Annotated in this window: 15 protein-coding genes; 14 read left to right on the forward strand and 1 reads right to left on the reverse strand. The window is 45.4% G+C overall.

What is annotated here, in order from left to right:
* Window positions 1–9 precede the first annotated feature (9 nt).
* The 4 genes from tgt to secF all read left to right on the forward strand — a co-directional run bounded on the left by tgt (window position 10) and on the right by secF (window position 4,425).
* Window positions 10–1,146 carry a tRNA guanosine(34) transglycosylase Tgt gene (gene tgt, locus OQJ75_RS10995; protein WP_265970824.1) on the forward strand — a complete coding sequence of 379 codons (1,137 nt, stop codon included), beginning with the start codon at window positions 10–12 and terminating at the stop codon, window positions 1,144–1,146.
* Between the two features lie 110 nt (window positions 1,147–1,256).
* Complete coding sequence (yajC, locus tag OQJ75_RS11000; protein WP_010440492.1) at window positions 1,257–1,586, forward strand: preprotein translocase subunit YajC; 330 nt, start codon at window positions 1,257–1,259, stop codon at window positions 1,584–1,586.
* Window positions 1,587–1,606: 20 nt separating this feature from the next.
* Window positions 1,607–3,463 (forward strand): protein translocase subunit SecD, encoded by a 1,857-nt coding sequence (gene secD, locus OQJ75_RS11005; protein WP_265970825.1) that lies wholly within the window; start codon window positions 1,607–1,609, stop codon window positions 3,461–3,463.
* A 14-nt stretch (window positions 3,464–3,477) separates the two neighbouring features.
* Window positions 3,478–4,425: a protein translocase subunit SecF gene (gene secF, locus OQJ75_RS11010; protein WP_086716169.1), complete on the forward strand. Its 948-nt coding sequence runs from the start codon at window positions 3,478–3,480 to the stop codon at window positions 4,423–4,425.
* 237 nt (window positions 4,426–4,662) lie between these two features.
* Here secF and suhB read toward each other — a convergent pair whose 3' ends face one another.
* On the reverse strand, window positions 4,663–5,466 hold the full coding sequence (gene suhB, locus OQJ75_RS11015) for an inositol-1-monophosphatase (RefSeq protein WP_265970826.1): 804 nt from the start codon (window positions 5,464–5,466) through the stop codon (window positions 4,663–4,665).
* Between the two features lie 181 nt (window positions 5,467–5,647).
* Between suhB and trmJ the strand changes: the two genes are divergently transcribed.
* The 10 genes from trmJ to pepB all read left to right on the forward strand — a co-directional run bounded on the left by trmJ (window position 5,648) and on the right by pepB (window position 13,736).
* On the forward strand, window positions 5,648–6,376 hold the full coding sequence (gene trmJ, locus OQJ75_RS11020; protein WP_265970827.1) for a tRNA (cytosine(32)/uridine(32)-2'-O)-methyltransferase TrmJ: 729 nt from the start codon (window positions 5,648–5,650) through the stop codon (window positions 6,374–6,376).
* A 116-nt stretch (window positions 6,377–6,492) separates the two neighbouring features.
* Entirely contained in the window at window positions 6,493–7,014 is a 522-nt protein-coding gene (iscR, locus tag OQJ75_RS11025) for a Fe-S cluster assembly transcriptional regulator IscR (RefSeq protein WP_010440512.1), read from the forward strand.
* Window positions 7,015–7,041: 27 nt separating this feature from the next.
* On the forward strand, window positions 7,042–8,256 hold the full coding sequence (locus tag OQJ75_RS11030; RefSeq protein WP_265970828.1) for an IscS subfamily cysteine desulfurase: 1,215 nt from the start codon (window positions 7,042–7,044) through the stop codon (window positions 8,254–8,256).
* A 33-nt stretch (window positions 8,257–8,289) separates the two neighbouring features.
* Window positions 8,290–8,667, forward strand: a complete 378-nt coding sequence (gene iscU / locus OQJ75_RS11035) for a Fe-S cluster assembly scaffold IscU (protein WP_004735094.1) — start codon at window positions 8,290–8,292, stop codon at window positions 8,665–8,667.
* Window positions 8,668–8,764: 97 nt separating this feature from the next.
* Window positions 8,765–9,088, forward strand: coding sequence for an iron-sulfur cluster assembly protein IscA (iscA, locus tag OQJ75_RS11040; RefSeq protein ID WP_004735095.1), 324 nt, complete (start codon window positions 8,765–8,767; stop codon window positions 9,086–9,088).
* A gap of 80 nt (window positions 9,089–9,168) precedes the next feature.
* Window positions 9,169–9,684, forward strand: coding sequence for a co-chaperone HscB (hscB, locus tag OQJ75_RS11045; protein WP_004735096.1), 516 nt, complete (start codon window positions 9,169–9,171; stop codon window positions 9,682–9,684).
* Window positions 9,685–9,706: 22 nt separating this feature from the next.
* Entirely contained in the window at window positions 9,707–11,557 is a 1,851-nt protein-coding gene (gene hscA / locus OQJ75_RS11050) for a Fe-S protein assembly chaperone HscA (RefSeq protein ID WP_265970829.1), read from the forward strand.
* A gap of 20 nt (window positions 11,558–11,577) precedes the next feature.
* Window positions 11,578–11,916: an ISC system 2Fe-2S type ferredoxin gene (fdx, locus tag OQJ75_RS11055; RefSeq protein WP_017629863.1), complete on the forward strand. Its 339-nt coding sequence runs from the start codon at window positions 11,578–11,580 to the stop codon at window positions 11,914–11,916.
* 117 nt (window positions 11,917–12,033) lie between these two features.
* Complete coding sequence (iscX, locus tag OQJ75_RS11060) at window positions 12,034–12,234, forward strand: Fe-S cluster assembly protein IscX (RefSeq protein WP_004740335.1); 201 nt, start codon at window positions 12,034–12,036, stop codon at window positions 12,232–12,234.
* A 206-nt stretch (window positions 12,235–12,440) separates the two neighbouring features.
* Window positions 12,441–13,736 (forward strand): aminopeptidase PepB, encoded by a 1,296-nt coding sequence (gene pepB, locus OQJ75_RS11065; RefSeq protein WP_265970831.1) that lies wholly within the window; start codon window positions 12,441–12,443, stop codon window positions 13,734–13,736.
* Window positions 13,737–13,793 lie beyond the last annotated feature (57 nt).

Here is a 13,793-nt window from a genome sequence, read left to right on the forward strand (position 1 = left end):
GGAGGCTTCGTGAAATTAAAATACGAACTTAAAAAAACAAACAGCGGCGCACGTCGTGGTCAACTTCAGTTTGAACGTGGCAGCGTTGAAACACCAGCATTCATGCCTGTAGGTACTTACGGTACGGTTAAAGGCATGACACCTGAAGAAGTGAAAGACACAGGTGCTGAAATTTTGCTAGGTAATACGTTCCACCTATGGTTACGCCCTGGTCAAGAAATCATGAAACTGCACGGTGACTTGCACGATTTCATGAACTGGAAAGGACCTATCCTGACTGATTCAGGCGGTTTCCAAGTATTCAGCCTAGGTGCGACGCGTAAAATCACTGAAGAGGGTGTTCACTTCCGTAACCCTGTAAACGGTGACAAGATCTTCATGGACGCTGAAAAGTCGATGGAAATCCAAAAGGATCTAGGCTCAGACATCGTAATGATCTTTGACGAATGTACGCCTTACCCTGCGACGCATAAAGAAGCTAAAGACTCAATGGAGATGTCTCTTCGTTGGGCTCAGCGTTCACGCAATCACTTTGACAAGCAAGAAAACCCGAACTCACTATTCGGTATCGTTCAAGGTGGCGTATACGAAGACCTTCGTGACGTGTCCGTTAAAGGCCTGACAGAAATTGGTTTTGACGGTTACGCTGTTGGCGGCCTAGCAGTAGGCGAACCAAAAGAAGACATGCACCGCATTCTTGAGCACACATGCCCTCAACTGCCGGAAGATAAGCCACGTTACCTAATGGGCGTAGGCAAACCTGAAGACTTAGTTGAAGGTGTTCGTCGCGGTATCGACATGTTTGACTGTGTAATGCCAACGCGAAATGCACGTAACGGCCACCTGTTTGTGACTGAAGGTGTGATCAAGATCCGTAATGCGAAGCATAAAACCGATACAACACCACTAGATTCAGAGTGTGACTGTTACACTTGTAAGAACTACAGCAAGTCGTACTTACACCATTTGGATCGTTGTAACGAAATCCTAGGTGCTCGACTTAACACGATTCATAACCTGCGTTTTTACCAACGAATCATGTCAGACATTCGTCAGTCTATCGATGAAGACCGCTTTGAAGAGTTCGTTGCAGAGTTCTACGCAAGAATGGGGCGTGAAGTGCCACCACTAGGTAAAGAATCTTAGTATTTCTTTTTTGCGAGCCCTATCTCTCTTCCGAGTTATGGGGCTTGAAAATAAAAGGATGCGACCCAATTAGACAAACAATTACGAAAATATAATAGAGGATGTTTTAAATGTTTATTTCTCAAGCTCACGCAGCAGCAGAAGGTGCACCAGCAGGCGGCGGTTTCGAAATGCTAATCATGCTAGGTATGTTCGCTGTGATCTTCTACTTCATGATCTACCGTCCACAAGCTAAGCGTGTTAAAGAGCACAAGAACCTTATGTCTTCTATGGGCAAAGGCGATGAAGTTCTTACTAGCGGCGGCCTAATTGGCAAGATCACTAAGATTGCTGAAGACAGCGACTACGTTGCTATCGAACTGAACGCAAACAACGAAGTAGTTATCAAGAAAGACTTCGTTACAGCAGTGCTACCAAAAGGTACTCTGAAATCTCTATAAACAGCTAGAGGATCCTCGCTGTGCTAAACCGTTACCCGTTATGGAAGTATTTGATGGTGGTGTTTGCCATCGCTATCGCTGCGTTGTACGCACTTCCAAATATATACGGTGAAGATCCGGCAGTTCAAGTTACAGGGGCGCGCGGCGCCTCTGTAGATATGTCTACGCTGGATGCTGTCACCAATGCTCTTGAAGCAGAAAACCTTTCTACTAAATCCGTTGCTCTCGAAAACGGTTCCATTCTTGTTCGCTTTAACGACACAGATACGCAAATTAGTGCCCGTGATATCATCACAGAAGCACTAGGCGATGACGTTATCGTTGCTTTAAACCTAGCGGCTTCAACTCCTGATTGGCTTGAATCTATTGGTGCTGCACCAATGAAACTTGGTCTTGACCTACGTGGTGGTGTTCACTTCTTGATGGAAGTGGATATGGACGCTGCGATGCAAAAGCTAGTTGGCCAACAAGAAGAAGCATTCCGTAGTGAACTTCGTGAAGAGAAAATCCGTTACCGTGCGATCCGCCCATCTGGTAAAGATGCGGTTGAAGTGATTCTGCGCAACGAAGAGCAGCTTGCTGAAGCGAAATCGCTACTGCAATCTAAGCACCAAGATATGACGTTTGTAGACTCTGCATCTAACGGTCGTTTTTCTTTGGTTGCAAGCTTTACAGAGACTCGTCTTCAAGAAATCCGCAACTATGCGGTAGAGCAGAACATTACCATTCTACGTAACCGTGTGAACGAACTTGGTGTTGCTGAGCCTTTGGTTCAACGTCAAGGTTCTAGCCGTATCGTAGTGGAATTGCCGGGTGTTCAAGACACGGCTCGCGCTAAAGAGATTCTTGGTGCGACGGCGACACTTGAGTTCCGTGAAGTAGATAGCAGTGCTGATTTAGCCGCTGCCGCTTCTGGTCGTGCCCCTGCAGGTAGTGAAATCAAGCAAGATCGTGATGGTCGTCCTGTGGTACTTAAGAAGCGCGTTATTCTAGGCGGTTCAAGTATTACTGATGCAAGCTCAAGTGTTGATGAATATGGTCGTCCTCAAGTTAATATCTCGCTAGACAGCGAAGGTGGTAGCAAGATGTCAGCGTTCTCTCGTCAGAATATCGGTAAGCTAATGGCTACGGTATTTGCAGAGTACAAAGACAGCGGTCGTAAAACACCGGAAGGTCGAGTTATCTTAAGTAAGCACGAAGAAGTGATCAACCAAGCGACGATTCAATCTGCGCTAGGCCGTAACTTCCGTATTACTGGTATCGACTCAACGGCTGAAGCTCATAACTTGGCACTTCTTCTGCGTGCAGGTGCATTGATTGCGCCTATCTCGATTGTAGAAGAACGTACGATTGGTCCATCTATGGGTCAGCAAAACATCGATATGGGTATCATGGCGATGGTTTGGGGTATGGCTGCAGTTATGCTATTTACGCTGCTTTACTACCGTAGCTTTGGTTTGATTGCGAACGTTGCACTAATGGCGAACTTGGTGTTAATTATCGGTGTGATGTCTATGATTCCGGGGGCAACCATGACCCTGCCAGGTATTGCCGGTATCGTATTAACGGTCGGTATGGCGGTCGATGCCAACGTATTGATCTTTGAGCGTATACGTGAAGAGCTTCGAGATGGACGCAGTCCACAACAAGCAATTCACCAAGGTTACGCGAACGCATTCAGCACAATCGCCGATGCCAACATCACCACACTACTAACAGCAATCATTCTATTTGCTGTGGGTACAGGTGCGATTAAAGGCTTCGCGGTAACACTGTCTATCGGTATCTTGACTTCAATGTTTACAGCTATTATCGGAACACGTTGTATCGTGAACCTGATGTATGGCGGCAAACGCGTTAAAAAACTGTCGATCTAAGGCTAGGAATTAATATGTTTCAGATTCTAAAAGCAGACAAAATGATCGACTTTATGCGTTGGTCAAAGGTTGCCTTTGTTTTTTCTATCTTGATGATTGGTACTGCTATCTTCACCCTAACAACGAAATCGTTGAACTGGGGTCTAGATTTTACCGGCGGTACTTTGATTGAAGTTGGTTTTGAACAACCGGCACACCTTCCTGATATTCGTAGTGCACTGGAAGCCGAAGGCTTTGGTGATGCGACGGTACAGAATTTCGGTTCAGCTCGTGATGTAATGGTTCGTCTACGTCCACGTGATGGAGTAGCGGGCGAGACACTTGGTAACCAGATCCTTTCTGCGATTGAGAGCGGTACTGGTGAGCAAGTCGAAATGCGTCGTATCGAGTTCGTTGGTCCTAACGTGGGTGACGAATTAACAGAAGCGGGTGGCCTTGCTATCCTAGTTTCTCTTATCTGTATCTTGATCTACGTATCCGTGCGATTTGAATGGCGTTTGGCAGCGGGTGCGGTATTAGCACTTGCGCACGACGTTATCATCACGCTGGGTGTATTCTCTCTAATGCAAATTGAGGTCGACCTTACCATCGTGGCAGCCTTGCTAACGGTAGTCGGTTACTCCCTCAACGATACCATCGTTGTATTCGACCGTATCCGTGAGAACTTCCGTAAGATGCGTAAGGGTGAAGCACCTGAAGTACTGAACAGCTCAATCACACAAACATTGAGCCGTACATTGATCACTTCTGGTACAACGTTATTCGTAGTTATCGCACTGTTTGTCCAGGGCGGCGCTATGATTCACGGCTTCGCAACCGCACTTCTACTGGGTATTACGGTTGGTACTTACTCTTCTATCTACGTTGCATCTGCACTGGCTATGAAGTTGGGTATTACGCGTGAACACTTAATGCCACCACAAGTGGAAAAAGAAGGTGAAGAGTTTGACGAAATGCCTTAGGCCTTGGCTTAACCATTTTCGCTAAACCAAAAAAACCGCTAGGTAACTAGCGGTTTTTTTACGTCAGTATTCTAGGGAAACTCAAGACAATTTAGCGTTGATGTATGCTGAACTTCAGTTAACTAAGAGACATCCTGATCGTATCTCGTTATCGCAGATACAAAAAAGCCCCGCGATTGCGGGGCTTTGGAATTTCTACTCTCCCTTGAAGCAGGGGGCTTTAACGTAAGGCCTGAATTACTTCAGCATACCTTCGTTAGCGTTCTCACGAACGTGCTTAAGAATAGACTTAACACCACGTGCGCTTGAAGCAACAACATTACCAGAAGTCATGTAATCAGTACCGCCAGCAAAGTCAGTCATGATAGCACCAGCTTCACGAGCGATTAGGTCGCCAGCTGCTAGATCCCATGGCTTAAGGCCTAGTTCTAGGTAACCATCAACACGGCCTGCTGCTAGGTAACATAGGTCAAGAGCAGGAGAACCAGTACGACGGAAATCAGCACAGTCGATGAATAGACCAGAGACGATCTTCATGAAAGATTCAGAGTGTTGTTTTTGCTTGAATGGGAAACCAGTCGCTAGAACAGTACCTTGAAGGTCTTTAAGTTGAGTAACACGCATACGAGCGTTGTTAAGTTGAGCGCCAGCGCCACGTTGAGCTGTGAATAGCTCGTTTAGCATTGGGTCATAAACACAAGCAACTTCTGTACGACCGTTCATGCGAACAGCGATAGATACAGAGAAGTGAGGGAAACCTTTTACAAAGTTGTTGGTGCCATCTAGTGGGTCAACGATCCATTGTACGTCAGAGTCTTTACCTTCAGTCAGGCCTTTCTCTTCAGAAATAATGCTGTGCTCTGGGTAAGATGCTTTGATTGTCTCAATGATCATGTACTCAGCTTCTTGAGCAATGTTAGTAACGTAATCGTTGTTACCTTTTAGAGACGTTTCGATCTTATCAGTTGTTTCTAGAGATTTAGCAATATGGTTGCCAGCTTTACGCGCAGCGCGTATCGCAATGTTTAGCATTGGATGCATATGGTTTTTCCCACAAGATGTTAAAGAACAATTTAAAGCGGCGGCGAGTATACCAAAGTTTTACCAAAAGGGAAGTGGTTATTTTTTGAACTCTTGGTTTCACATTCCGCGAAGGGTCTGACCATTTTACTTTGCTATGTGTTAATATCTCGCGATTATTTTTAAAGTGGTGTCATATAGCATGTTAGACAATGTAAAAGTCGTTCTGGTTGGTACGTCTCATTCGGGAAATATCGGTTCAGCAGCTCGCGCAATGAAAGTGATGGGTTTGAGTCAATTAGTTCTTGTAGACCCTCAATGTGAAGTTGACGAGCAGACCTTAGCACTGGCTGCTGGTGCAGGTGACATCGCAGAAAACGCCGCGATTGTTTCTACTCTTGAAGAAGCAGTAAGAGACTGCGGTTTGGTTGTGGGTTCAAGTGCTCGTTCTCGCACGCTTGAATGGCCAATGCTTGAGCCTCGCGAGTGTGGTGAAAAGTTTGCGGTTGAAGGTCAGAAGCACCCTGTAGCATTAGTCTTTGGTCGTGAACGTACTGGTTTGACTAACGATGAACTGCAGAAGTGCCACTTCCATGTATGTATCCCAGCTAACCCTGAATACAGCTCGCTAAACCTAGCAATGGCAGTGCAGACTCTGAGCTACGAAGTGCGTGTAGCTCATCTTGATATGGTGGCTAGCCAATATCAGCCACAGCAACAAGATGAGTATCCACGCCACGACGAACTAGAAATGTTCTATGAACACCTTGAAAAAGTGATCATCGATACCCAATTTATCTCTAAGGATAAGCCAGGTCAGGTGATGAATAAGCTACGTCGTCTATTTAGCCGTGCTCGTCCAGAACTGCAAGAAATCAACACGCTTCGCGGTATTTTGACTTCGATTGAGAAGAGCAAAAACGACAAATAAAGCCCATACAATAGCTAAGGGTGAATACCTGACTAAAATAGTCAACTAAATACTTGACCAATTTAGTCGGGTATGGGAAGATTCCAACCACATAAACAATGTGGATACGGTGTGATATGAAACTTACATCTAAAGGAAGATATGCGGTAACAGCTATGCTAGATGTAGCACTGCATTCGCAAAAAAGCCCAGTTCCTCTGGCTGATATTTCAGAGCGACAAGGCATCTCGTTATCTTACTTAGAGCAACTTTTTTCTAAGTTACGTAAAGCTGGCTTAGTTGCTAGTGTTCGCGGCCCTGGTGGTGGTTACCGTTTAGGTGCTGAAGCGAGCGACATCGCTGTCGGAACTGTGATTGCAGCAGTAGACGAATCAGTGGATGCGACTAAGTGTCACGGTCGAGCAGATTGCCAAGGTGGTAGTCGTTGTTTAACTCACACTCTATGGCGTGATTTAAGCTCCCGAATCAGCAGCTTCTTAAACGACATTACGCTCGGTGAGCTGATGAAAGATAACGAAGTTTTAGAAATTTCTGATCGTCAAGATATAGATCTTGCGGTTAATAATGGTTTTGCACATAAAAATACGAGCACTACAACGATTAGTGCAGCACCTCACGGTGTTAATGCCCGCTCTTAGCGGTCAGTTTTTACATTGGAGTAGAAAATGAAACTGCCTATTTACTTTGACTATTCAGCTACATGCCCAGTCGATCCACGAGTTGCTGAGAAAATGGTTCAGTGCATGACGATGGACGGTAACTTCGGTAACCCTGCATCTCGTTCACACCGTTACGGCTGGCAGGCAGAAGAAGCAGTAGATAATGCTCGTGAGCAAATTGCTGACCTACTAAATGCAGACCCACGTGAAATTGTTTTCACTTCAGGTGCTACAGAGTCAGATAACCTTGCGATTAAAGGTGCAGCGCACTTTTACGAGAAGAAAGGTAAGCACGTAATCACGTGCAAAACAGAACACAAAGCGGTTCTTGATCCATGTCGCCAACTAGAGCGTGAAGGTTTTGAGGTAACTTACCTTGAGCCAGAAGCAAACGGCATCATCGATCTAGACAAGCTACAAGCTGCAATGCGTGAAGACACTGTTCTAGTTTCTATCATGCACGTTAACAACGAGATTGGTGTAATCCAAGATATCTCTGCAATCGGCGAACTATGTCGTTCACGCAAGATCATCTTCCACGTTGATGCGGCTCAGTCTGCGGGTAAAATCCCACTAGACGTACAAGAGATGAAAGTTGACCTAATCTCACTTTCAGCTCACAAAATGTATGGCCCTAAAGGTATCGGTGCACTTTACGTTCGTCGTAAGCCACGTATCCGTCTTGAAGCGCAAATGCACGGCGGCGGTCATGAGCGTGGTTTCCGTTCAGGTACGCTTGCTACTCACCAAATCGTGGGTATGGGCGAAGCATGTGCTGTTGCTAAGCAAGACATGCAGAAAGATTACGATCACGCACTAGCACTTCGTGAGCGCCTATTGAAAGGTGTTCAAGATCTAGAAGCGGTAACGGTAAACGGTGACTTAGACCAACGTGTACCACACAACCTAAACGTGAGCTTTGCTTTCGTTGAAGGTGAATCTCTGCTTATGTCTTTAAAAGACCTAGCGGTATCATCAGGTTCTGCATGTACATCAGCAAGCCTAGAGCCTTCATACGTTCTACGTGCTCTTGGTCTAAACGATGAACTGGCACACAGCTCAGTACGTTTCTCATTCGGCCGTTCCACAACGGAAGAAGAAATCGACTACGCGATTGCACAAATCCGTGTAGCGGTAAACAAATTACGCGACATGTCTCCTCTATGGGATATGTATAAAGAAGGGATTGATTTGAATACTGTTGAGTGGGCTCATCACTAATCTCACGGAAATAGAGGATTCGAGGTAACTATCATGGCATATAGCGAAAAAGTAATTGATCACTACGAAAACCCACGTAACGTAGGTTCGTTTGATAAAGAAGACCCAAGTGTAGGTAGCGGCATGGTTGGCGCACCAGCTTGTGGTGATGTAATGAAACTGCAAATCAAAGTATCTGCAGAAGGTATTATTGAAGACGCAAAATTCAAGACTTACGGTTGCGGTAGTGCAATCGCTTCTAGCTCACTAGTAACTGAGTGGGTTAAAGGTAAAAGCATTGATGAAGCAGCGGCTATCAAAAACTCTGAAATTGCAGAAGAGCTAGAATTACCACCAGTGAAAGTTCACTGTTCAATTCTTGCTGAAGATGCAATCAAAGCAGCGGTTGCGGATTACAAAAAGAAGCACTAACCGCTTCTACAAAGTAATCACTTCAAAAAAGTAATATTTGGGAGCATCCTTTGTGCTCCCCTGAGTTCTCAATTCATATAAAACACAAGGTTGTAGTATGGCCATCACCATGACAGATACGGCAGCAAGCCGAGTTCAAGCTTTCCTAGATAACCGTGGTAAAGGTCTCGGGTTACGCTTAGCAGTAAAAACTACTGGCTGTTCGGGTATGGCGTATGTACTGGAATTCGTTGACGAGCTCAACGAAGAAGACGAAGTGTTCGAGCATTCAGGTGTTAAGGTCATCATTGATCCAAAGAGCCTAGTTTACCTAGACGGTACTGAGCTTGATTATGTAAAAGAAGGCCTAAACGAAGGTTTTGAATTCAACAACCCGAACGCGAAAGGCGAATGTGGTTGTGGTGAGAGCTTCAATGTTTAAACGCTTGAATCGTTAAGCGTTGTAAGCGAAGAATAAAATTAGGCTCTGAACAAAGAGCCTAAACTTAGGACCACCTTTACATGAATCATTTCGAATTATTTGGGCTACCACTTCAGTTTCAACTGGATGGTAGCCTTCTTTCTTCTCAGTTTAGAGATCTGCAACGCCAATTCCATCCTGATAAATTTGCGATAGCTTCTGAGCGTGACCGCTTATTAGCCGTGCAAAAAGCGGCACAAATCAACGATGCGTACCAGGTATTGAAGAATCCAATCAGCCGAGCCGAATACCTGTTGGTTCAACACGGAGAAGACATTCGTGGCGAACAACAAACCATGCAAGATCCTATGTTCCTGATGGAGCAGATGGAATTGCGTGAAGAGCTGGAAGATATCGCAGACAGTTCTGAACCTGAAGATGCGCTATTTGCATTTGAAGGCAAGGTTAGCAAAATGTATAAACAACAATTAAGTGCTATCCAACAAGAACTCGAAAGCGAAGCTTGGCTAGAAGCTGCAGACCGAGTAAGAAAGCTTAAGTTTATTGCAAAATTAAAGAATGAAATCGAATTAGTTGAAGATCGTTTGATCGGCTAGTTTGTATAACAAGGACACATCCATGGCACTACTTCAGATTGCAGAACCAGGGCAAAGCGCCGCTCCTCACCAGCATAAGCTTGCAGTGGGTATTGATTTAGGTACAACAAACTCGTTGGTTGCTGCAGTACGCAGTGGCGAGGCGAGCACACTCGTTGATCAACAAGGTCGAAGCATTTTACCTTCAGTTGTTCACTACCAGTCGGAATCTTATACGACTGGCGATGAAGCTCGTGCTAACGCGCAGACTGACCCTAAAAATACCATTATCTCAGTAAAGCGATTGATTGGTCGCTCACTGTCGGATATTCAACAGCGATACCCGTCTCTGCCATATCAGTTTGAAGAAAGTGATAATGGTCTACCTGTGATCCGTACAGAACAAGGCAACAAGAACCCAATTCAGGTTTCTGCTGATATTCTACGAGCGCTTGGCCAACGTGCTGAGTCTACGCTAGGCGGTGAGCTATCTGGTGCTGTTATTACCGTTCCTGCTTACTTTGATGATGCACAACGTGCTGGTACGAAAGACGCGGCGCAACTTGCTGGTCTTCACGTGTTACGTCTTCTTAATGAACCCACTGCCGCTGCGATTGCTTACGGCTTGGATTCGGGTAAAGAAGGGGTAATTGCTGTTTATGACTTAGGTGGTGGTACGTTTGATATCTCTATTCTACGCCTATCTAAAGGTGTCTTCGAAGTTTTAGCAACAGGCGGTGACTCAGCGTTAGGCGGCGACGACTTTGACCATTTAGTTGCGGATCATTTCCAAGAGCAAATGGGCTTATCAGCGCTAACAGCAGAACAGAACCGTATTCTTCTAGACGCTGCAACAGAAGCTAAGATTGGCTTATCTGAAGCGGAAAGCGTTGATGTTGACGTACTAGGTTGGTCTGGTTCATTAACTCGTGAAGAGTTTGAAGAGATCATCAAGCCACTTGTGAAGAAAACATTGCTTTCATGCCGTCGTGCTTTGAAAGATGCGGAAGTTGACGCGGATGAAGTTCTCGAAGTCGTGATGGTCGGCGGTTCAACTCGCACATTACTTGTACGTGAAATGGTCGGTGATTTCTTTGGTCGTCTGCCACTAACCAGCATTAACCCCGATGAAGTGGTTGCGATTGGTGCATCGATTCAAGCGGATATCCTAGTCGGTAATAAGCCTGACTCTGAAATGCTACTTCTGGACGTAATTCCTTTATCGCTTGGTATTGAAACTATGGGCGGCTTGGTCGAAAAGATCATCCCTCGTAATACCACGATCCCTGTAGCTCGCGCACAAGAATTTACCACATTCAAAGACGGTCAAACGGCAATGACAGTACACACCGTTCAAGGTGAACGTGAGATGGTTGATGACTGCCGTTCACTGGCTCGATTTGCTTTGAAAGGCATCCCGCCGATGACTGCAGGTGCTGCGCATATTCGTGTAACTTACCAAGTGGATGCTGATGGCCTGCTTTCGGTTACCGCGATGGAGAAGAGCACTGGAGTTCAAGCTGAAATCCAAGTTAAGCCTTCTTACGGTCTAAGTGACAACGAAGTGGCTAGCATGTTGAAAGATTCGATGACGTTTGCAAAAGAAGACATGCAAGCGCGTGCTCTTGCTGAGCAACGCGTAGAAGCGGATCGCGTTATCGAAGGCCTTATTGCTGCAATGCAAGCCGATGGTGATGAGCTTCTGGATGAGCAAGGCAAGCAACAACTTGTTCAAGCGATTGAAGCACTGATTGAAGTACGCAATGGCGACAGCGCTGATGCCATTGAAGTAGAAATTAAGAATACCGACAAAGCGAGCCAAGACTTTGCTTCTCGTCGTATGGATAAATCAATTCGTGCTGCACTGTCAGGTCAGTCAGTCGATAATATTTAATAGTTAGAGAATAGATAAACATGCCAAAGATTATTGTTTTACCTCACGAAGATCTATGTCCAGAAGGCGCTGTTTTAGAAGCAAAAACTGGTGAGACGGTTCTTGATGTTGCACTGAAGGCCGGTATTGGTATTGAACACGCATGTGAAAAATCGTGTGCATGTACGACATGTCACGTTGTGATTCGTGAAGGTTTTGATTCTTTAGAAGAGAGTGATGATCTAGAAGATGACATGCTAGATAAAGCATGGGGCTTAGAGATGGAATCTCGCCTTGGTTGCCAAGCAAAAGTGGCTAATGAAGATCTTGTAGTAGAGATTCCAAAGTACACATTGAACCTAGCGTCTGAAGATCACTAAGAACTTCTCTATGGTCATGGTGGTTTCGCCATGACTGATATTACGGTTTAACAAAACTGGCCTAAAATATAGATCATAAAGGCGACCAAGCGTCGCTAATAAATATAAGGAAGTGTTATGAGCTTGAAGTGGATTGATTCGCGAGATATCGCAATTGAGCTATGTGATTTGTACCCTGATACTGATCCTAAAACGGTACGTTTTACCGATTTACACCAATGGGTATTAGACCTTGAAGAGTTCGATGACGAGCCTAACCACTCGAATGAGAAAATCTTAGAGGCTATTATTTTATGCTGGATGGATGAGATGGATTAATCCTCTTGTCTAATTACTTGGTCGCGGGTTGGTATCAGTCAAATATAAAACGCAGCCAAGTTAACAATTCTTACCAAAAAAAGCGGACCTTATGGTCCGTTTTTTTATCAAAATGACATTTTCCTCCTACATAATGCTAACATCAGTGCGCTAATAAAAAATAATCAGAATCACACACTCAAAGTGGTTCATGACAAGGAGAAATCATGTCTACACAGATGTCAGTATTTTTAAGTCAAGAAGCTGCCCAGCCTCAGTGGGGAGCAAGAGCTATTTTATCGTTCTCAGAAGCAGGAGCGACCATTCACATTGGTGAAGGCCACGATCTAGGCGCAGTTCAACGTGCTGGTCGTGCGCTTGACGGACAAGGTATCGCATTCGTTTCACTTCGTGGTGAAGGTTGGGATCTAGAAAGCGTTTGGGCTTTCTACCAAGGCTACCGTGGACCAAAGAAAAAGAATGCATTGGAATGGGATGCTCTTTCAGAAGCTGATCAAACTGAGCTTGAAGCTCGTATTCGTGCAACTGACTGGACGCGTGACATTATCAACAAAACCGCTGAAGAAGTGGCGCCTCGTCAATTAGCGACGATGGCAGCTGAATACATCAAATCAGTGGCGCCAGCGGGCACAGTAAAAGCAAAAATCGTTAAAGACAAAGATCTCCTAACTGAAGGTTGGGAAGGCATCTACGCGGTAGGCCGTGGCTCTGAGCGTACATCAGCAATGCTGCAACTGGACTTCAACCCAACAGGCGATGAAAACGCACCTGTATTTGCTTGCTTAGTGGGTAAAGGTATTACGTTCGATTCGGGCGGCTACAGCATTAAACCAGGTCAATTCATGACAGCGATGAAGGCTGACATGGGCGGCGCAGCAACGATTACTGGTGGTTTAGGTCTAGCGATTGAACGTGGTCTGAATAAGCGTATCAAGCTTATTCTATGTTGCGCAGAGAACATGATCTCTGGTCGCGCATTGAAGCTTGGCGACATCATTACTTACAAAAATGGTAAGACAGTTGAGATCATGAATACCGATGCGGAAGGTCGCTTGGTACTTGCTGATGGTCTGATGTACGCAAGTGCACAAAATCCTGAGCTGATCATCGACTGTGCAACGCTAACAGGCGCTGCTAAAAATGCATTAGGTAACGACTACCACGCACTATTGAGTTTTGATGATGAGTTATCTCACCAAGCGCTAACGGCGGCAAACCAAGAGAAAGAAGGCCTATGGCCACTGCCTCTTGCTGACTTCCACCGTGGTATGTTGCCTTCAAACTTTGCTGATCTGTCAAACATCAGCACGGGCGATTACACACCGGGTGCAAGTACAGCGGCTGCGTTCCTTTCTTACTTTGTAGATGACTACAAAAAAGGTTGGATTCATATGGATTGCGCAGGTACTTACCGTAAGTCAGCAAGTGACAAGTGGGCGGCAGGCGCAACGGGTATGGGCGTTCGCACACTGGCTCGTCTTCTTATCGACCAAGCAAAATAATAATAAGGGTGAGCGGTATTTTGTGCTGCTCATTCATAAAGCTAAGATCGAAAGATC

It is taken from the genome of Vibrio sp. 14G-20 (genome assembly GCF_026241515.1).
In the GTDB taxonomy this organism is placed as follows: Bacteria; Pseudomonadota; Gammaproteobacteria; order Enterobacterales; family Vibrionaceae; genus Vibrio.